This is a genomic window from Amycolatopsis sp. CFH S0740 (assembly GCF_004522315.1).
Taxonomy (GTDB): domain Bacteria; phylum Actinomycetota; class Actinomycetes; order Mycobacteriales; family Pseudonocardiaceae; genus Amycolatopsis; species Amycolatopsis nivea.
This window is the reverse complement of record NZ_SDLS01000030.1, coordinates 70,937-90,782: the sequence shown is the minus strand read 5'-3', so window position 1 is coordinate 90,782 and position 19,846 is coordinate 70,937. Positions and strand designations below refer to the sequence as shown.

Sequence of the window (19,846 nt, the reverse complement as noted above, 5' to 3'; positions counted from 1 at the left end):
CGCGGAGTCCCCACCCGGACTTCAGCTGGCGGTGACGGTTTCTTTCGCGGCTGCCTTGCGCTGGAAGGCTTTCGCGATCGGCTCGACCACCCGAGCCGCGGTCGGCCCGAGGATCGCCATCAGCAGCACGTAAGCCGTCGCGAGCGCGGCCAGCTCGCCGTCGACAGCTCCCGCGGTGACCGCCAACCCGGCGATGACGATCGAGAACTCGCCCCGCGCAACCAAAGCCGCTCCAGCACGGGCGCGGCCGAGTCGACCGATTTTCTGCCTGCGGGCAGCCCACCAGCCGGTGGCCACCTTCGTCAAAGTGGTCACCACAGCAAGCGCCGCAGCCCACCCGAGCACCGGCGGGATCGACGCCGGGTTGGTGTTCAGCCCGAACACCACGAAGAACATCGCAGCAAAGAGATCCCGCAGCGGTTCCAGCAGCCGGGTCGCGTTGTGCGCGGTAGACCCCGACACCGCGATCCCCAGCAGGAACGCCCCGACCGCCGCCGACACCTGCAGTGCCGAAGCGATCCCGGCCACCAGCAGGGCGGCGCCGAGGATCTTGAGCAGGAACACTTCCCGGTCGTCGCTGTCCACCAGCGCCGACACATACCGCCCGAACTTCAGCGCGATCACCAGCACCACCGTGATTACCAGCAGCGAAATGCCGACGGCTTCCAGCCCGCCGAGCAGGCTCACCCCGCCGAGAATCGCGGTCAGGATCGGCAGGTACAGCGCCATTACGAGGTCCTCGAACACGAGGATCGAGAGCACCACCGGCGTTTCGCGGTTGCCGAGCCGGCCGAGGTCGCCGAGGACCTTCGCGATGATGCCGGACGACGAGATGTACGTGACGCCCGCCATGACGATCGCGCCGATCGGGCCCCAGCCCAGGATCAGCGCGACCGCCGCGCCGGGTGCGGCGTTGAGCACGATGTCCACCAGGCCCGCGGTCCACGACCGCCGCATGCCGGTGAACAGTTCGGCCGCGGAGTACTCCAGGCCGAGCAGGAGAAGCAGCAGCACCACGCCGATTTCGCTGGCGAGGTGGGCGAAATCGCCGATGTCGGCGAGCGGGATCAGGCCGCCCGAGCCGAAGCACAGGCCGCCGAGCAGATAGAGGGGGATGGGGGAGAGGCCGATCCGGCCGGCGAGCCTGCCCAGCGCGCCGAGCACGAAGAAGACCGCGCCGAGTTCGATCAGCGAAAGTGCGGTGTGGTCCATCAGCCGTGCTTGAGGATCTTGGCGGCGGCTTCCAGTCCCTCGGACGTGCCGACCACGACGAGCAGATCGCCCGCGGTGAAGAGGAAGTCCGGCGTCGGCGACGGGTGCACCTGCCCGGCCCGCATCACCGCGACGATCGAGACGCTGGTGCGCGTGCGCATCGCGGTGTCGCCGAGCGAACGGCCGTCGAACGGGCTGTCCGCGGTGATCGGCAGCTGCTTCGTGTTGATGCCCGGCAGCTCGCGGTGCTCCTCGTTCAGCTGCGCCACCAGTTGCGGCGCGCCGAGCAGGTTCGAGAGCGCGCCCGCCTCGTCCGCGGTCAGCGGCAGCGACGCGAGGCAGGCGTCCGGATCGTCGGATTTGGAGACGATCAGCTCGATCTTGCCGTCCCGCTGGGTGACGACGCCGATGCGGCGGCCCGCGCGGGTGGCGAAGTCCTTGCGGACACCGATTCCGGGAAGAGGGGTGACTTCGACGTTCACTCGGCCACGGTAACTCATTGTCCGATTCGCGGAGTTCAGCCCAGCAGGAACAGGACCGAGGTCGCGGCCATGAACGCGGCGGTCGCGCCGTGCACTCCGTAGGCCATGCTCTTCTTCCCCTTGTGTCGCAGGATGATCAGCATGTCGCACACCGGCATGACGGTCGCGGCCAGCAGCAGCCAGCCGGCCAGGTGAGCGCTGCCCGCCAGCATCGCGACGCCGAGGATCAGCCCGGTGCCGATGTCGCGGTTCCCTTTGATCTCGAAGAACGCCGTCGATCCGGTCGGGATTTCCCGCAGGCCGAACGTCGCGGCGCTTTTCGCCGGGGCGGTCAGATAGCCGAAGCCGACGTAGATGATGCCGAGGACGGGGACGGCGGCGAGGACGTAAGCGGCGATCAGCACGGGGAGCCTCCGAGGGAGTTAGCAACGCTAGGAACAAGTGCAACGCTAACTTAGCGGCGCTAGCTTGTCTAGCGGCGCATGAATTTCCGCCGCGGACACCGCCTGAGGTGCCGGGACCGGCTACGGGCAGAATGAACCGGACTGGGTGTGCGGGACGAACGTGAGGAGAGCATCGGTGACGGGAGCCCTACGTGGGGTGGTCGCGCTGGACGGCCCGTCGGGAACCGGCAAGACCACGGTGGCGCGCAAGCTCGCCGGACGGCTGAGCGCCCGCTACCTCGACACCGGAGCGATGTACCGCGTCGTCACGCTCGCCGTGCTGCGCGCCGGGATCGACCTCGCCGACGAGCACGCGGTCGGCGCCCTCGCGCACGACGTCGACTTCTCGCTCGGCACCGACCCGGAGCGGCCGGACATCCGGCTGGCCGGCGAGGACGTCGCGGCCGAGATCCGCGGCCCCGAGGTGACCGGCGCGGTGTCGCCGGTGTCGGCCGTGCCGCAGGTGCGCGAGGTGCTCGTCGCCCGCCAGCGCCGGATCATCGCCGACGCGGTCGAGGACGACGGCGGGATCGTCGTGGAGGGCCGGGACATCGGCACCACCGTCGCGCCGGACGCGCCGCTCAAGATCTACCTCACCGCCTCGGCCGAGGTCCGCGCCGCGCGGCGGAACACCCAGGACTCCGCGGCGGGACGGGCCTCGAGCGTCGAATCCGCCCGCGAATCGGTGGAGCGCCGCGACCGGATCGACTCCACCCGCGCCGCCTCGCCGCTGCGCGCGGCCGGGGACGCGGTCCAGGTGGACACCTCCGAGCTGACCATCGACCAGGTGATCGTCGCGCTGGCCGAACTCGCCCGCGGGCGGGGGCTGCTCGGCGACTGCCCGGCCGAACCGGCCGCCGCCGAGGCCGGGGTCAGCCGGTGAGCGGGGCCCTCCCCGAGGGGGCGAACGGCCTCCTGCTCGACATCGGGCGGACCGCGGGCCGGTATTATCTGCGTCCGGCGTTCCGGATCCGGGTGCACGGCCGCGACCGGGTGCCCGCCGACGGGCCGCTCGTGGTGATCGCGAACCACAGCTCGAACGTCGATCCGCAGCTGGTGATCGGAATGCTTCCGCGCCGCAGCGCGTTCTTGGCCAAGGCCGAGCTGTTCAAAGGGATCGGAGGCCGGTTCCTGCGGGCGATCGGCCAGATCCCGGTCCGCCGGGGCGAGATCGACCGGACGCCGCTGACCACGGCGGTCGGGGTGCTCAAGGCGGGCGGGGCGGTCGGGATCTTCCCGGAAGGCACGCGCGGCGAGGGCGACGTCGGCGCCGCCGAGCGCGGAGCGGCGTGGCTGGTGCGCGCTTCGGGAGCCACCGTGCTGCCGATCGCGATCCGCGGGACGCGCAAGCCCGCCGACGGCAAGCGCCGCTGGCGCCCGCGCGTGGACCTCCTCTTCGGGGAGCCGTTCGCGCTGAAGGTCGGTCCGGGCCGCAAGGGCCTCGACCAGGGCACCGAGGAGCTGCGCACGCAGCTCGCGGCGCTCGTGCAGTCTTTGGACGACTGGCGCGGCGAACACGGGTTCGCCACGCCGTAGGTGAAGTTGGGAAACGATGACAGGGTTTGACGCCGCCGCTGACAGTGCGGTGGACGGTCTCGGCGAGGTCGACGGCAGCTGGTCCGACGAGTCCGAGTTCGCCGCGCTCGACGCGAAGATCGAGGCCGAGGAGGCCGACGGCCGGGCGGCCGCCGCGCAGCCGGTGCTCGCCGTGGTCGGGCGGCCGAACGTGGGCAAGTCCACGCTGGTCAACCGCATCCTCGGCCGCCGGGAAGCGGTCGTGCAGGACGTGCCGGGCGTGACGCGCGACCGCGTCGCCTACGACGCGTTCTGGGCCGGGCGCCGGTTCACGCTCGTCGACACCGGCGGCTGGGAGCCCGACGCCACCGGCCTGCAGGCCTCGGTCGCGCAGCAGGCCGAGATGGCCATGCAGACCGCGGACGCGGTGCTGCTGGTGATCGACGCGACGGTCGGGGCCACCGCCACCGACGAGGCCGTCGCGCGCGTGCTGCGCCGTTCCAAGAAGCCGGTCCTGCTGGCCGCGAACAAGGTGGACGACGACCGGCTGCTGGCCGACACCGCGTCGCTGTGGTCGCTGGGCCTCGGCGAACCGCACCCGGTCAGCGCGCTGCACGGGCGCAGCTCGGGCGACCTGCTCGACGCGATCATGGCCGCGCTGCCCGAAGCGCCGCGCGAAGCCGGCACGGTGACCGCCGGGCCGCGCCGCGTCGCGCTGGTCGGCAAGCCGAACGTCGGCAAGTCCAGCCTGCTCAACAAGCTTTCCGGCGAGCAGCGTTCGGTGGTCGACTCGGTCGCGGGCACCACGGTCGACCCGGTCGACTCGCTGGTCGAGCTGGACGGCGAGGTCTGGCGGTTCGTGGACACCGCGGGCCTGCGCAAGCGCGTGAACTTCGCCGACGGCGCGGAGTACTACGCCTCCCTGCGCACCAAGACCGCGATCGACGCGGCCGAGGTCGCGCTCGTGCTGCTGGACGCCTCGGAACCGCTGACCGAACAGGACCTGCGGGTGCTGACGATGGTGGTCGAGGCGGGCCGCGCGTGCGTGCTCGTGTTCAACAAGTGGGACCTGGTCGACGAGGACCGCCGGTACGCGATGGTGCGCGAGCTGGACCGCGGCCTCGTGCGGGTGCCGTGGGCGGAGAAGGTCAACGTCTCCGCGCTCACCGGGCGCGCGGTGCGCAAGCTCGCGCCCGCCCTGCGCACGGCGCTGTCCTCGTGGGACCAGCGCGTGTCGACCGGTCAGCTCAACGGCTGGCTGTCCGACCTCATCGCGGCCACGCCGCCGCCGGTGCGCGGGGGCAAGCAGCCGAAGGTGCTGTTCGCGACGCAGGCGGGCATCCGCCCGCCGACGCTGGTGCTGTTCACCACCGGGTTCCTCGAGGCCGGGTACCGCCGGTTCATCGAGCGGAAATTCCGCGAGCAGTTCGGCTTCGCGGGCAGTCCCGTCCGGGTGAATGTGCGCGTCCGCGAAAAGAAGCAGAAGCCGAAGGCGGGCGGAAAAGCGGCTCGCAACCGCTGATTCCTTTCCCGGCAAGGGAATTCCCGGCGTATCCGATGCACCGGGATTCCCTTGCCTGGCCTGCGGTCGGTGATGTCCGACACGCCGCCGTTACCCTGACGCGACCTGGGCTTGATCGCCGCGTAAGGTGGACGGTCGCTACGGGCGCCTCATTCGGATGGCCGGCCCGAATGACGCTCGCGAAAGGTGAGTGATGGGCTTGCGCGCCCAGAGTTCGACCGTGTCCGCCCCGTTCCGGAATACCGGAGCGCACCCGGCCGCTGGGGCGGCCCGGTGACGCTGACCGCCGATTCCGGCAGCACCGAAGCCCTGACTCTCGCCGTCGAGGCCGCGCTCTCGCCCGCTCTGTTCGAGACCGCCGCGCCCGCCGCCGAGCGCACCCTCCTGGACATCCTCACCGCGACCGCGGAGCGGCACCCGAACGCCGCCGCGCTCGACGACGGCACCGGCCCGCTGAGCTACCGCAGGCTGACCGAAGAGATCGACGCGTACGCCCGCAAGCTGCGCGAGCACGGCGTCGGCCTCGGCGACCGCGTCGGCATCCGGATCTCCTCGGGCACCGCCGAGCTGTATATCGCGATCCTGGCGACCCTGTCGGTCGGCGCGGCGTACGTGCCGGTCGACGCCGACGACCCCGACGAGCGCGCCGAGCTGGTGTTCGGCGAGGCAGGCGTCGCGGCGATCGCCACCGACGGCGAGATCACCGTCGCCGCGACGCCGAGCGGCGCCACCGGGCAGCCCGGCCCGGCCGACGACGCGTGGATCATCTTCACCTCCGGCTCCACCGGCAAGCCGAAGGGCGTCGCGGTCACGCACGCCTCGGCGGCGGCTTTCGTGGACGCCGAAGCACAGCTTTTCCTGACCGACGAGCCGATCGGCCCCGGCGACCGGGTGCTGGCCGGGCTGAGCGTCGCGTTCGACGCCTCCTGCGAAGAGATGTGGCTGGCCTGGCGGCACGGCGCCTGCCTGGTGCCCGCGCCGCGCGCGCTGGTGCGCACCGGCGTCGACCTCGGCCCGTGGCTGGTCGCGCAGGGCATCACGGTCGTCTCGACGGTGCCGACGCTGGCCGCGCTGTGGCCGGCGGACGCGCTGGAAGACGTGCGCCTGCTCATCTTCGGCGGCGAAGCCTGCCCGCCGGAGCTGGCCGAGCGCGTGGCCGTCGAAGGCCGCGAAGTGTGGAACACCTACGGCCCGACCGAGGCGACCGTCGTCGCCTGCGCCGCGCAGATGACCGGCGAGGGCCCGGTGCGGATCGGCCTGCCGCTGGTCGGCTGGCAGCTCGTCGTGGTGAACGAGGAGGGCGAGCCGGTCGCCATGGGCGAGACCGGCGAGCTGGTCATCGGCGGGGCCGGGCTGGCTCGGTACCTCGACGCGGAGAAGGACGCGCAGAAGTTCGCGCCGCTGCCGTCGATGGGCTGGGAGCGCGCCTACCGCAGCGGCGACATGGTCCGCGCGGAGCCGGAAGGCCTGCTGTTCCTCGGCAGGCTCGACGAGCAGATCAAGCTCGGCGGACGCCGGATCGAGCTGGGCGAGGTCGACGCGGCGCTGCAGGCGCTGCCTGGCGTGCGCGGCGCGGCCGCCGCGGTCCGCCGCACCAAGGCGGGCAACCAGGTCCTGGTCGGCTACATCGTGCCCGAGGACGGCGAAACGCTCGACACCGACGACGCCGCGACCCGGCTGCGCGCGCAGCTGCCCGCCGCGCTGGTGCCGCTGCTCGCGACGATCGACGACCTGCCGACCCGCACATCCGGCAAGGTCGACCGCGCCGCGCTGCCGTGGCCGCTGTCCACTGTGGACGCGAGCGCGGCCGGGCTGTCGCCCACCGAGGCGTGGCTCGCCGAGGGCTGGAGCGAGATCCTCGGCGTGTCGGTGAGCACCGCCGGCGCCGACTTCTTCACCAACGGCGGCGGCAGCCTCACCGCGGCGCAGCTGATCGCGCGCATCCGCACCCGCCACCCCGAGGTGTCGGTCAGCGACATCTACCAGAACCCGAAGCTCGGCGCGCTCGCCGCGAAGCTGGACGCGCTCAGCGGCGAGGAGACCGAACGCCGCGAGATCGCGCCGACGCCGCGCCGTGCCGGGCTCGTGCAGTCGCTGCTGATGGTCCCGCTGATGGGTCTCGTCGGGCTGCGCTGGACGACGCTCGCCGCCGCCTGCTCGAACGTGCTGGCGCTGCTGGGCGTGTCCTGGGCGCCGACGCTGAACTGGGCGTGGCTGGTGCTCGCCTGGCTCGTGCTGTTCACCCCGGCGGGCCGGATCGCCATCGCCGCGGGCGGCGCGCGCGTGCTGCTGTCCGGCGTCCGCCCCGGCACCTACCCGCGCGGCGGGAGTGTCCACTTGCGACTGTGGACTGCCGAGAAGCTGGCCGAGTTCAGCGGTGCGGACAGCGTCGCGGGCGCGTCGTGGATGACGACGTACGCGAAGGCGCTCGGCGCGCGCATCGGCAAGGACGTCGACCTGCACTCGCCGCCGCCGGTCACCGGTTTCCTCAAACTGGGCCGCGGCGCGGCGGTGGAGCCCGAGGTCGATCTGTCCGGCCACTGGGTCGACGGCGACGTCGTGCACATCGGCAAGATGCGGATCGGGGCCGAGGCCAGGGTCGGCGCGCGCAGCACGCTGTTCCCCGGCGCCCGGGTCGGCAAGGGCGCGGAAATCGCGGCCGGGTCGACCGTGCGCGGCGCGGTCCCGGCGGGCCAGCGCTGGGCCGGTTCGCCCGCGGTGCGCTCGGACGTCAAGGACGCGCTGAAATGGCCGTCGAGCCGTCCGCCGCGGTCGCGGTTCTGGGCTTCGGTGTACGGCGCGACGTCGGTGTTCCTGGGGCTGCTGCCCGGGATCGCCGCGCTGCCGGGCGTCGCGGTGATCGGGTACGCGATCGCTGGCACCTCTCATCTGGGCGCCGCGTTGAGCCAGGCGTTGATCTTCGTGCCGGTCGCCACCGTCGCTTACTTCCTGACCTACGCGCTGCTCGTGCTGGCCGGGGTCCGCGCGCTGGGCGTCGGCATGGTCGAGGGCTATCACCCGGTGCACGGCCGCGTCGCGTGGCAGGTCTGGGCGACCGAGCGGCTGATGGGGATGGCCCGCGAAGGCCTGTTCCCGTTGTACGCCAGCCTGTTCACGCCGGTGTGGCTGCGGCTTCTCGGCGCGAAGGTCGGCCGCAACGTGGAGGCGTCGACCGTCCTCGCGCTGCCGAAGATGACCAAAGTGGACAGTGGCGCGTTCCTCGCCGACGACACCATGGTCGCCACCTACGAACTGGGCCACGGCTGGCTGCACGCCGCCCCGGCGCGGATCGGCAAGCAGGCGTTCCTCGGCAACTCGGGGATGACCGCGCCGGGCCGTTCGGTGCCGAAGCGCGGGCTGGTCGGGGTGCTGTCCTCGACGCCGGCGAAGGCGAAGAAGGGCTCGTCGTACCTGGGCATGCCGCCGCTGCCGGTGCGCCGCGCGGTGGAGGAGAGCGACACCAGCCGCACGTACACGCCGCCGCTGCACCTCAAGGCGGCGCGGGCGCTGGTCGAGCTGTGCCGGATCCTGCCGGTGATGTGCGCGGTGGCGTTGACCGTCGGCGTCGCGTTCGCGCTGGTGGCGCTGGCGGAGTGGGGCGGCTTCTGGGTCGCCGCGCTGCTGGCCGGGCCGGTGCTGCTGGCGGCCGGGATCGTCGCGGCGCTCACCGCGACCGCGGCGAAGTGGCTGCTGGTCGGGAAGTTCCGCGAGATCGACCATCCGCTGTGGAGTTCGTTCGTGTGGCGCAACGAGCTGGCCGACACGTTCGTCGAGGCGCTCGCGGTGCCGTGGCTGATCGGGTCGCTCGGCGGCACGCCGCTGCTGCCCGCGTGGCTGCGCACGATGGGCGTCAAGATCGGCCGCGGCGTCTGGCTCGACACGTACTGGCTGCCCGAGTCCGACCTGGTCGAACTGGGCGACGGCGCGACGATCAACCGCGGCTGCGTGGTGCAGACGCACCTGTTCCACGACCGGATCATGACCATGTCGCGGGTGACGCTGGAAGAGGGCGCGACGCTCGGCCCGCACGGGATCGTGCTGCCGGGCGCGAGCATCGGCGCGCGCACCACGGTGGGCCCGGGTTCGCTCGTGACGCGCGGCGACGCGGTGCCCGCGGACAGCCGCTGGCTCGGCAATCCGATCTCGGCCTGGCGGCGGTGAGGGCACGGCCGTTGCGGCCCCTGCCCCTGTGCCTCATCCTGGAAACGATCACGGCAGCGGGCGAAGGCGGGTTTCGGTGCGGGTGAACGGGAAAGCGGCCGCGCCCGGAGCGGAGACCTCGGGCGACGGGTACCTCCCCGCGCACGGGAACGGCGGCTACCGGGTCCGGCACTACGACCTCGATCTCGACTACCGGATCGGGCCGAACCGGCTGTCCGCCACCGCGGTGCTCACCTGCGAGGCCGCCCAGGCGCTGTCCCGGCTGACGCTCGACTTCGGCGAGTTCCGGGTGTCGCGCGTGCTGGTCGACGGCAAACCGGCGAAGTACGTGCGGCGAGGGCTGAAGCTGCAGGTCAAACCGGCGCGGTCGCTTCCGGCCGGTGCCGAGTTCCAGGTGGAGATCCGCTACGCGGGCAATCCGCGGCCGGTCAGCAGCCGGTGGGGAGACATCGGCTGGGACGAGCTGACCGACGGCGCTTTGGTGGCGAGCCAGCCGGTGGGCGCGCCGTCGTGGTTCCCGTGCAACGACCATCCGGCGGACAAGGCGAGCTACCGGATCGCGGTCGCGACGTCGTCGCCGTATCTCGTTGCGGCGACGGGGAATCTCGTGTCGCGGTACCAGTCGGCGAGCACGACCAAGTGGGTGTTCGAGCGGCCGGAGCCGACTTCGACGTACCTGGTGAGCGTCCAGATCGGGCGGTACGAGGACCTCGAATTGTCTTCCGGCGCCTGGGTTCCGGGGACCGCGGTCGACCGGCCGGACGGCGTCGTCCAGCGAGCCGCGGTGCCGCCCCGGCTGCGGCGGGCGTTCGCGCGGGACTTCGGGCGGCAGGGCCGGATGATGGACGCGCTCGAGGAGTGGTTCGGGCCGTATCCGTTCGGCGAGTACGTGGTGGTCGTGACGGACGACGACCTCGACGATCCCATCGAGGCGCAGGGGATGGCGATCTTCGGGGCCAACCATGTGGACGGAAAGCGGACTCACGAGCGGCTGGTGGTGCATGAGCTGGCGCATCAGTGGTTCGGGAACAGTCTGACTGTCGCTGATTGGCGGCATATTTGGCTCAATGAGGGGTTTGCTACTTACGCCGAGTGGCTGTGGTCGGAGCGGGCCGGTGGGGAGTCGGCGGAGGCGTTGGCTCGGGGTTGGTATGCGCGGGTGCGGGCCAAGCCTGCGGATGTGATTATCGGGGATCCTGGGGTTTCTCGGATGTTTGACGAGCGGGTTTATAAGCGTGGGGGGTTGACGCTGCATGCGCTGCGGGGGGAGATGGGGGATCCGGCGTTTTTCGCGCTGGTCAAGGCTTGGGCGGTGGAGAACCGGCACGGGGCGGTGACTACGGAGGGGTTCGTGGCGCTGGCCGAGTCTTATGCTGGGCGGTCTTTGGGGGAGTTCTTCGCTGCTTGGTTGGGGCGGGTGGGGTTGCCGTCGTTGTGAGGGTGGCTCGTCGCCTGGCGGCGACATTGCCTGCCTTGGTTGCGTGGGGCACCCCGAAGTTTGATTGTGCTGACGGTTCGGGGGTGCTTGTCAAGGCGGGAAAGATGCCTTGACAAGCACCCCCGAACCGCAGGAGAGCTTCGTATCGGGGTGCGGGGGAGGGCTGGGTGCCTCGCTCGTTGGGTGCATCGGCTGCGGTAGAGGGCTGGGTACCTCGACGGTTAGGTGCATCGGCTGCGGGTGGGGCTGGGTGCCTCGACGGTTGGGTGCATCGGCTGCGGTGGGGGCTAGATGCCTTGATGGTTGGGTACACCGGCGGCGGTTTGGTGGTGGCGGGGCTAGCGCCCCAATGTGGCATTGGGTGCATCTGACGCACCCAATGTGGCGTTCGGTGCGTGGGACGCACCCAATGCCGCATTGGGGCAGCAGGCCGGTGGGCGCGAGGCTGGCGGGGTGGGCCGTGAAGGGCTCCTTGAGGGAATCTGGTTCCCTCAAGGAGCCCTTCACAACCTTTGTCACCGTGCGCCGCCCGTCGTGGGAAGGGTGGAGCCTCGGCGAGTGCGGTGCGTGAAGCTGTCCTGGGCGATGGGGTGATCCGGCGGTTTCAGGTATCTGAACGCACGCCCGTCGGATCCCAGTCATCGGATGTCTGTGCGGCTTTCCGGGTGAATAACTCTGGCTTTCGCTTGCTCTGTCTGGATATATTCCGCTGACCCCGCGCCTGCGGGAGCGAAACGTAATATGAATCCGGAGGGTGACATGGTCGGGGTGTCGCGGCGGACGGTGCTTCGATCGGTGTCGGTCGCTGCTGGGGCGGCGGCGTTCGGCGGGCTGTGGGCGCAGGGTGCGCCGCCGGGGGTGGCGGCGCAGCGCAATCCGCATCGGGATGTTGCGGTGGATGCGCGGATGCGCTGGCAGCGGTTGCCGAAGAACTGGCAGGAAGCGCCCTTTCTCGCCAACGGTTATCTCGGGGTGCAGGTCTACGCCGGGCAGACGCCGCAGGTGCTGAAGTTCATGCTCAGTCACACCCAGGTCCAGGACCAGCGTATTCAGTGGGAAGCGGGGATCGGGCTGTCGCGGTTGCCGATCGGGGCGATCACGCTTGCCTTCGCCGGAGCGATCACGGGGGTCGACTGGACGCTCGACCTTTACAACGCGGAGCTGGGGGGCACCATCACTACGACGCGTGGGCAGGTCGCGTTTTCTGCTGTGGTGCACAACGATCTTGGCGTCTTGCTCGTCTCGCTCGAACCCAGTGCGGGCGAATCGGGGGCGACGTGGGGGTTCGCGCCGCTCGTGTCGGCGACGACGCGGACGGTGCGCAAGCCGCCGGAGTACACCGCGAATCCTGAGCCGGAGCAGGCGAGTGGGTACTGTGCGCAGCCGCTGATCGCTGGTGGTGGGTATACGACGGCGTGGCGGGAGAAGCGGGTCGGCACGAAGCGGTTGTTCGCGGCGGCGGTCGCGTATTCCTTCCCGCGGTCTACGCATACTCGCGACGCGGTGTCGTTGGTCGGGCGGACGCTCGCGATGAATCCGGATCTGCTGGTCGCCTGGCATCGTCGCTGGTGGAACGGCTTCCACGAGCGCAGTTTCGTGTCCGTGCCGGACAAGCAGGTCCAGCGGTTCTACTGGATCCAGCTGTACAAAATCGCCTCGGCGACCCGCAAGGACGGTCCGGTCACCGCCGAATGGGGGCCGTGGTTCCCGGAGGTCGGCAACAGCTGGACGGCGGTCTGGTGGAACCTGAACGTCCAGGTCACGTATCCGATCGTGAACAGTACCAACCATCCGGAGCTGGACGCGGTCACCGAAACGTTCCGCCGCGATCATGCGAACCTGGAGGTGTCGGTTCCGCCCGCCTATCGGGACGGCGACACTTACGCGCTTTCGCATCCGGGGGACTGGCGGCTGCGGCCCGGCGGGGTGCGGACGGTCGGCGTGCCGGGGACTACGTCCAAAACGGACCAGACCGGGAACCTGTTGTGGGGCTTGCACAATGTCTGGCTCGCGTACCGCCATCACCTCGACCAGTCAGTGCTGCGCGACGTGCTCTACCCGACGCTCGCCAAGGCGCTCAACTTCTACCGGCACTTCCTCTTCACCGGACCGGACGGCCGCCTGTACCTGCCGCTCACCCGGTCGCCGGAGTACGCCGACGCGGCCGATTGCACGTATGACCTTTCGCTGATCCGCTGGGCAACGACGACGTTGGTCGACTCCGCGCGGATCCTGCGATTGAACGAGCCGCGCGTGCCGATGTGGCGGGAGATCGCGACGAAACTCGTTCCGTACCACGAGGATCCGGCCGAGGGCGTGCTGATCGGCGACGGGGTCCGGCTCGCTGCTTCGCATCGGCACTTCTCGCATTTGCTGTGGCTGTACCCGTTGCGGGAGCGGAACTGGGAGCGGCCCGCTGATCGGGACATCATAACCCGCACTTTCCGGCATTGGGCGGCGGACCAGTCTGCCTGGCACGGCTACAGTTACGCCGCTGCGTCGTCGATGAATTCGGTGATGGACCAGCCCGAGGAAGCGTTGCGGTACTTGAAGTTCTTCCTCGATCGGAACATCGTCGCGGACACTGAGCTGACCGCGAACACGATGTACCGCGAGGGCTCGAACTTCGCCATCGAAAGCCCGATCACTGCCGCGCAGTCCGTTGTGGACATGTTGCTGCAAGGGTCCGGGGGAGTGGTGAAGGCGTTCCCGTCGGTGTCGGCGAAGTGGCCGGACGCGTCGATCGCCGGGCTGCGCACCGAGGGCGCGTTCCTGGTGGACGCGTCGCGACGGCGCGGTGCGACGGAGTTCGTGCGGGTGCACAGCGAAGCAGGTGCGCCGTTGGTGCTGGATCACGGGATCGACGGCGAGATCGACGTGCGTGATCAATGGGGTCGGCGGTTGCCGTGGCGTCCGGTTGGGGCGCGGCGGATCACGCTCGAACTGCGGCGGGGACGCACGGTCACCGTTACCCCGCGCGGTGCCCGTCCGGACTTCTGGCCGCGTGACGTTCCATCGCTGGGTGCTGTTCCGGCCTGGGGTTTGCCTGACTAGAAAACGAGGAGGCTGGCGGACATGGACATCTCGCGCCGGACAGTGCTCGGCGGAGCGCTCGCCGGGATCGCCGCCGGAGCGGTCGGGCTGCCGCAAGCGAGCGCGGCGGAACTGGGCCGCGACGGCGTCGACTGGGCGGATTTCCTGGCGACCGCGGACCTGCGCTGGCGGCGGATGCCGAAGACCTGGTACGAGGGGCCGTTCCTGGGCAACGGTTTCCTCGGCTCCGGCATCTACGCCGAGCCCGGGCGCAACGCGGTCCGCTTCAACGTGCAGCACAGCCAGGTGCAGGACCACCGGCCGCAGTTCGGGTCGCTGTTCGGCCTGGCGCGGCTGCCGATCGGGTACTTCACGCTCGAACCGGTCGGTGCGATCACCGGGCTCGACTGGCGGCTCGACGTCTGGAACGCCGAACTGACCGGCACGATCACCACCGCGGTGGGCAGTCTGGAGCTGCGTTCGATCGTCCACACTGGACAGTCGCTGCTCGCGGTGGAGGTGCGGCCGTCCGAGGGAGAACGCGGTTTCCAGTGGGTGTTCCATCCCGCGAAGGCGATCAGCCCGCGCGCTGACCCGGTGTGGAAGAAGCCGCCGCCCGACGGATACGTGGAGAATCCCCCGGTCCAGCTGCAGCAAGCTGGTGACGCGCATCTCGCGGTCCAGCCGCTGCTGGCGGGCGGCGAGCACGTGACGGCCTGGCGTGAGATCACCCGGGGCAGTGCGCGGACGCTGTACACGTCGGTCGCGTGGTCGCATCCGGAGAAGACCTCGGCTGTCCGCGCGTTGCACACGGTGCGGCGCGCGAGCACGCTGGACGTGCTGACCTGGGACCACCGTCGCTGGTGGCACGACTACTATCGGCGCAGCTTCCTGTCCATTCCGGACACTCGGCTGCAGAGTTTCTACTGGATCCAGCTGTACAAGGTCGCGTCGGCCGCGCGCCGGGAAGCGCCGGTGATGGCGACTTCCGGGCCGTGGCTCGAAAACACGCCGTGGCCCGCGACGTGGTGGAACCTCAACGTGCAGCTCGAATACTGGCTGATCCAGGGGTCCAATCACCTCGAACTCGACGCGGTCAGCTACGCGCTCGGCAAGTACCGCGACCGGCTCACCAGCCAGGTCGCGAAGCCGTATCAGGCCGATTCCGCGGGCATCCCGCGCACCACCGACATGACGCTGCTCAACGGTCTCGCCGACTCGACCAGCGGTTACCCGGTCGGCATCCCCGGCAAGGACACTCCGACGCCCGAGGTCGGCAACCTCACCTGGGCACTGCACAACGTCTGGCTGTCCTATCGGCACACTATGGACCGTCAGCTGCTGCGCGGCACGCTGTTCCCGTTGCTGCGCAAGGCGATCAACTACTACCTGCACTTCCTCGCCCCCGGCGCGGACGGCCGGCTGCATCTCCCGGCGACCTTCTCCCCGGAGTACGGCGTGAACGCGCCGGACACGAATTACGACCTCGCCCTGATCCGCTGGGGTTGCAAGACGCTGCTGGACACCGCCCGCGAGCTGCGCATCGCCGATCCGCTGGCGGGGAAGTGGCAGCAGGTGCTCGCCACGCTCACCGATTACCCGGCCGACGAGAACGGCTACATGATCGGCGCGGGCGTCCCGTTCGCGAAATCGCACCGGCATTACTCGCATCTGCTGCAGATCTATCCGCTTTACGAGATCACGTGGGAACAGCCGGAGCATCGCAAGATCATCGAAACGTCGCTCAACCACTGGGTCGGCTTCGAAGGTGCGTTGCAGGGCTACACGTTCACCGGGGCCGCGTCGATTTCCGCGCAGATGCTGCGCGGCGAGAAGGCCGCGTATTACCTCGGCGAACTGCAAAAGCGGTATATCCAGCCGAACACGATGTACAAGGAATCCGGTCCGGTCATCGAAACGCCGTTGTCCGCGGCGAAATCCATGCAGGACATGCTGGTGCAGAGCTGGGGCGGCGTCATCCGACTGTTCCCGGCGGTGCCGGAGGCGTGGGGCGACATCGCGCTGCGCGACTTCCGGACCGAAGGCGCGTTCCTGCTCAGCGCTTCCCGTTCCGGCGGGAAAACGCGCTGGCTGAAGGTGCACAGCGAAGCCGGTGCGCCGTGTGTCCTGCGCCCGGGCATCGACGGCGAGTTGACGGTGACGGACGCGCACGGCCGTCCGCGGCGCTGGCGGCGGCTGGCGAACGGAGACGTGCAGGTCGATCTCGGACGCGGTCAGGACGCGTATGTCTGCCGCCGCGGCGACCGGCCGGACTTCACGGTCCGGCCGGTCGCGCCAGGCGGGGCGAGCGATCCGTGGGGGATGCCGTGACTTAACGGTCCAGGAGCTTGCGAAGTGCTTCCGGCAGGCCGGTTCCGGCGGCCGCGTGCCGCCAGGCGACGTAGCCGTCCGGCCGGATCAGGAGACAGCCGTCTTCCTCGATCCCGCTGATCCGCGCCCAGTCGCCGTAGGAATCGCGGGCCTCGGGCGAACCGATGGTCACCACCCGGAGGTCCAGCCCGAGGTCCGCACCGGCTTTCGCGGCGGCGTCCCGCCAGGCGCCGCCGGTGAGTCCGGTGAGGACAGTCCACCGGCCGCGGCCGACAAGGTCCAGTGTGGACACTCGGCGGCCGTCCGGGCCGACGAGCCAGACGTGCGGCAGTTTCGCGCCCGGCGTGGTCGTCGGACGGTGGTACAGCTCGGGATCCCGGTCCGCAGCGGGCTCGACGCCGTCCGGGAGCACCGCGGTCGAGACGTACCGCTGGTCCATTTCCACGCCGTGCGCGTTGAACTCGTAGTTCTTCAGCTCGATCGCCGCGTGCAGTTGCTTGCGCCGCAACGCTCCGTCCTCGGTCGGGGCGGTGCAGGCGGAGAGACCGGCGGTGATGGCGTCCGCATCGGAGTCGCCGTCGATGCCGAGCGCGGCGAAGATCGGCCCGAACTGGTCGCGGCTGAGGTTCGCCCGGTCCACGATCTGCTTGCCGACCGGGGCGCGCTCGGCGCTGTAGCTGCCGAGAAGCCCTTCGCCCGCCTCGCCGCGGACGACCATCGCGAGTTTCCACGCCAGGTTGTACGCGTCCTGCACCGAGGTGTTGGACCCGAGCCCGTTCGACGGCGGATGCCGGTGCACCGCGTCGCCCGCGCAGAAAACGCGGCCGGACGAGTACTGCGTGGCGTAGCTGTGGTTGACCGTCCACAGCGAAGTCGAGGTGATCTCCACCGGCAGCCCGGGATCCCCGACGAGGTCGCGGACGATCCGGGCCGCTTCCTCGGCGGTCACGTCGGGCGGTGGCTGCGCGATGTCGTAGCCCCAGGTCAGCAGCCATTCGTTCCACGGCCGGACCATCCGCACCAGGCCCATCCCGATGCCGCCGAGGTGCGCGCCCGGCCGCATGACCCAGTACAGCACGCTCGGCCGGTGCGCGACGTGCTCGGAAAGATCGGCGGTGAACGTGATGTTCATGCTCCCAGCCTTGCCGGACCGGCCGTCGATCGGCAGCCCGGCCTGCTCGGCGACGCGGCTGCGGGCACCGTCCGCGCCGATCAGGTAGCGGGCGCGGAGGGTGAACTCGTCGCCGCGTACCCGGTCCCGCAAGCGCGCGGTCACCCCGTCCGCGTCTTGGGTGAAGTCGAGGAATTCCGTGTCCAGGCGCAGTTTCGCCCCGCGCGCGGCGGCATTCGCGGCCAAGATCGGTTCCAGGTAGGTCTGCGGCAGGTCGATCATGTGGCACGGGCTCGCCGCCGCGTACTCGGCGGCCGAGCGATCGGCGGTGCCCCAGCTGGCGATCCGGCCGATCTCCTCGCCGACGAGCGACGTGCACAGCACGGTGTCGCCCATCAGTTCCGGGGGAGTGCCCTGCGCGAGCGCCTGGTCTTCGATGCCGAGGTCGCGCAGGACTTCCATCGTCCGCTGGTTGGTGATGTGCGCGCGGGGCGTGTGCGCCATCCAGCCGTACTTGGTCGCGAGGACGGTGCGCACGCCGTAGGTCGCGAGCAGCAGCGCGGCGGAACCGCCCGCCGGGCCGCTGCCGACCACGAGGACATCGGTGTCATAGCTGGTCATGGTGGGTTCCCGGGGAGATGCGGAAGGTGAAATCGAGCCGGCGCCAGGGTTCGCGCCCGTCCGGCGCGGGGCCGGTCTGCTCGGCGAAGTCGACGATCAGCCCGTCCTTCACGCCGAACACGGTGTCCGAGTCGAGGTAGTCGCCGCCGCGGACGAACAGCTGGGTCACCAGCGTGCGGTAGCCCGGTTTGGCGATCATGAAGTGCACGTGCGGCGCGCGGAACGGATGCCGTTCGGTCGCCGTGAGCATGCCGCCGACCGGGCCGTCGTCCGGGATCGGGTACGCCGACGGAACGATCGTCCAGAACCGCAGCCTGCCCTCGGCGTCGGTGCGGAAGCGGGCGCGCAGCACCGGACCGTCCAGGTCGGGGAGCTGGACGTCGTAGAAGCCGTCCTCATTGGACTGCCAGACGTCCACGATCGCGTCCGGCACCGGGGTCCCGTCCGGCTCGGTCACCTGGATATCCGTCCACAGTGGAGTGCCCGGAAGTCCTTCGGCGAGATCCGCGCCCTGCTCGGTTTCCGGCGGGCCTTCGACATAGAACGGGCCCAGCACCGCCGACGGCGTGGTGTCCGGCGTGCGCGAGTTCGTGAGGACGTCGACCACGCTCGAAACGCCGAGGGTGTCCGACAGCAGAATGAACTCCTGCCGCGTGTCCGAGCTGATCTGCCCGGTGCGAGTGAGGAAGCCGATCGCGTACTCCCACTCCTCCTGGGTGAGATCGGTGCGCACGACGTACGAATGCAGCGTGCGGACCAGTTCGGACAGCAGTTCGCGCAACCGAGGGTCCGGTGTGTTGGCGAAACTGTCCACGACCTCCTGAGTGAGCCCGCGCAGATCCGGCGGCGTGCCTTCAGCAGGGGTCGGCCGGGTGCCGGACCATGCACGCCGCAGCAGGTCCTCGATGCCGTCGCGGGTGAGTTCGCGCGGATTCGGATACGGAGCGGCGGTGGCCAGCTCGGCGGCCTTCTCGAGATCGCCTTCGGCCAGACCGATCTCGGCCAGCGAATGCGGTACCGGCAGGCTGGCGATCAGATCGAACACCCCAGTGGGTGCGTCCGGCGCACCGAGCGCTTCGGCGATCCGCCGCATCGCGTCCGGGGCGTCCGGTGCGTTGTACGCCATGGCATGCGGGAGGACGATCGTGTGCGTTTCCGCGTGCGGCAGCCCGAAACTGCCGCCGAGGGTGTGGCACAGCTTGTGGTGCAAGCCCATCCCGACCGAACCCAGGCACGAGCCGGCCAGCCACGCGGCACGCAGCGCGTCCGTCCGGGCGTCCACATCGGACGGATCGGCGGCGATCCGCGGCAGCGCGGCGGCGAGCAGCCGGATCGCCTCCAAGGCGAACTGGTCGACGATCGGGTTCGCCTGCGCCGAGTAGAGCGCTTCGACCGCGTGCGCCATCGCGTTGACCCCGCTGGTCAGCGAGGTCGGCACGGGCAGGCCGAGCGTGAGGTCGACGTCGTACACGACCACCTCGGGCAGCACCTTCGGCGACGACTGAGTGATCTTGCGGCCGTTCTCGGTCTGGCCGACCACCGGCGTCATCTCCGACCCGGCGTACGTGGTCGGCACGATGATCTGCGGGAGGTCGGTGCGCAGCGCGAGCGCTTTGGCCAGCCCGGTCGCGGATCCGCCGCCGATCGCGACGACGCAGTCCACGGAGTGCTCGGTGACCAGCGCGAGCGCGCGTTCGGTGACTTCGACCGGGGTGTGCATGGCGGGCTCGCCGAAGCGGGCGGCGAGCCGCGGGCCGAGCGCCCCGGCCGTCCGGTCGGCTGCCTCAGCGGTGGACTTCCCGGCCACCAGCAGCACCCGGCCAGCCGCGAGCCGCTGCACCTCGTCGGGAACGACGGCGAGCGTGCCGCTGCCGAACACGACCCGGGCCGGGTTGGCGGTGTAGGTGAACATCGACGGTCCTTCCACGCGGGTACGTCGAGTATCCGGGCGGAGGAGAGACCGCGCCTGCACAGACG

Annotated in this window: 12 protein-coding genes; 7 read left to right on the top strand and 5 right to left on the bottom strand. The window is 70.3% G+C overall.

What is annotated here, in order from left to right:
- Nucleotides 1-21 precede the first annotated feature (21 nt).
- From EIZ45_RS36435 to EIZ45_RS36425, 3 genes are read right to left on the bottom strand one after another with little or no spacing between them, the layout of a single operon-like run.
- Nucleotides 22-1,212, bottom strand: a complete 1,191-nt coding sequence (locus EIZ45_RS36435) for a cation:proton antiporter (RefSeq protein ID WP_043830232.1) — start codon at nt 1,210-1,212, stop codon at nt 22-24.
- Entirely contained in the window at nt 1,212-1,694 is a 483-nt protein-coding gene (locus EIZ45_RS36430; RefSeq protein ID WP_009079551.1) for a cation:proton antiporter regulatory subunit, read from the bottom strand. The genes EIZ45_RS36435 and EIZ45_RS36430 overlap by 1 nt, the downstream gene beginning before the upstream one ends.
- A gap of 35 nt (nt 1,695-1,729) precedes the next feature.
- On the bottom strand, nt 1,730-2,098 hold the full coding sequence (locus EIZ45_RS36425) for a DUF4267 domain-containing protein (protein WP_134668135.1): 369 nt from the start codon (nt 2,096-2,098) through the stop codon (nt 1,730-1,732).
- Nucleotides 2,099-2,294: 196 nt separating this feature from the next.
- On the opposite strand from EIZ45_RS36425, the gene cmk reads away from it, so the two are divergent.
- The 7 genes from cmk (at nt 2,295) to EIZ45_RS36390 (ending at nt 16,137) form a co-directional block, all read left to right on the top strand.
- Complete coding sequence (gene cmk, locus EIZ45_RS36420) at nt 2,295-3,020, top strand: (d)CMP kinase (protein WP_037815473.1); 726 nt, start codon at nt 2,295-2,297, stop codon at nt 3,018-3,020.
- Nucleotides 3,017-3,673, top strand: a complete 657-nt coding sequence (locus EIZ45_RS36415; RefSeq protein ID WP_205670239.1) for a 1-acyl-sn-glycerol-3-phosphate acyltransferase — start codon at nt 3,017-3,019, stop codon at nt 3,671-3,673. Before cmk ends, EIZ45_RS36415 begins: the two co-directional genes overlap by 4 nt.
- A gap of 16 nt (nt 3,674-3,689) precedes the next feature.
- Complete coding sequence (der, locus tag EIZ45_RS36410) at nt 3,690-5,174, top strand: ribosome biogenesis GTPase Der (protein WP_134668134.1); 1,485 nt, start codon at nt 3,690-3,692, stop codon at nt 5,172-5,174.
- A gap of 273 nt (nt 5,175-5,447) precedes the next feature.
- A complete protein-coding gene (locus EIZ45_RS36405; protein WP_134668156.1) occupies nt 5,448-9,335 on the top strand; it encodes a Pls/PosA family non-ribosomal peptide synthetase in 3,888 nt (1,295 codons plus the stop codon).
- Nucleotides 9,336-9,417: 82 nt separating this feature from the next.
- A complete protein-coding gene (locus tag EIZ45_RS36400) occupies nt 9,418-10,773 on the top strand; it encodes a M1 family metallopeptidase (RefSeq protein ID WP_134668155.1) in 1,356 nt (451 codons plus the stop codon).
- Nucleotides 10,774-11,532: 759 nt separating this feature from the next.
- Nucleotides 11,533-13,827, top strand: coding sequence for a hypothetical protein (locus EIZ45_RS36395; protein ID WP_134668154.1), 2,295 nt, complete (start codon nt 11,533-11,535; stop codon nt 13,825-13,827).
- Nucleotides 13,828-13,848: 21 nt separating this feature from the next.
- The gene (locus EIZ45_RS36390; RefSeq protein WP_134668133.1) at nt 13,849-16,137 is read left to right on the top strand and encodes a Tat pathway signal sequence domain protein; all 2,289 of its coding nucleotides are present in this window, start codon (nt 13,849-13,851) and stop codon (nt 16,135-16,137) included.
- Between the two features lies 1 nt (nt 16,138).
- Here EIZ45_RS36390 and EIZ45_RS36385 read toward each other — a convergent pair whose 3' ends face one another.
- Together EIZ45_RS36385 and EIZ45_RS36380 are read right to left on the bottom strand one after the other, a co-directional pair.
- A complete protein-coding gene (locus EIZ45_RS36385; RefSeq protein WP_134668132.1) occupies nt 16,139-17,869 on the bottom strand; it encodes an FAD-dependent monooxygenase in 1,731 nt (576 codons plus the stop codon).
- The gene (locus EIZ45_RS36380) at nt 17,856-19,781 is read right to left on the bottom strand and encodes a maleylacetate reductase and hydroxyquinol 1,2-dioxygenase domain-containing protein (protein ID WP_134668131.1); all 1,926 of its coding nucleotides are present in this window, start codon (nt 19,779-19,781) and stop codon (nt 17,856-17,858) included. Before EIZ45_RS36380 ends, EIZ45_RS36385 begins: the two co-directional genes overlap by 14 nt.
- Between the last annotated feature and the right edge of the window lie 65 nt (nt 19,782-19,846).

Coding starts and splice junctions, on each gene's coding strand:
- EIZ45_RS36435 (WP_043830232.1), bottom strand. CDS start 1,212: ATGGACCACACCGCACTTTCGCTGATCGAACTCGGCGCGGTCTTCTTC.
- der (WP_134668134.1), top strand. CDS start 3,690: ATGACAGGGTTTGACGCCGCCGCTGACAGTGCGGTGGACGGTCTCGGC.
- EIZ45_RS36395 (WP_134668154.1), top strand. CDS start 11,533: ATGGTCGGGGTGTCGCGGCGGACGGTGCTTCGATCGGTGTCGGTCGCT.
- EIZ45_RS36390 (WP_134668133.1), top strand. CDS start 13,849: ATGGACATCTCGCGCCGGACAGTGCTCGGCGGAGCGCTCGCCGGGATC.
- EIZ45_RS36385 (WP_134668132.1), bottom strand. CDS start 17,869: ATGACCAGCTATGACACCGATGTCCTCGTGGTCGGCAGCGGCCCGGCG.
- EIZ45_RS36380 (WP_134668131.1), bottom strand. CDS start 19,781: ATGTTCACCTACACCGCCAACCCGGCCCGGGTCGTGTTCGGCAGCGGC.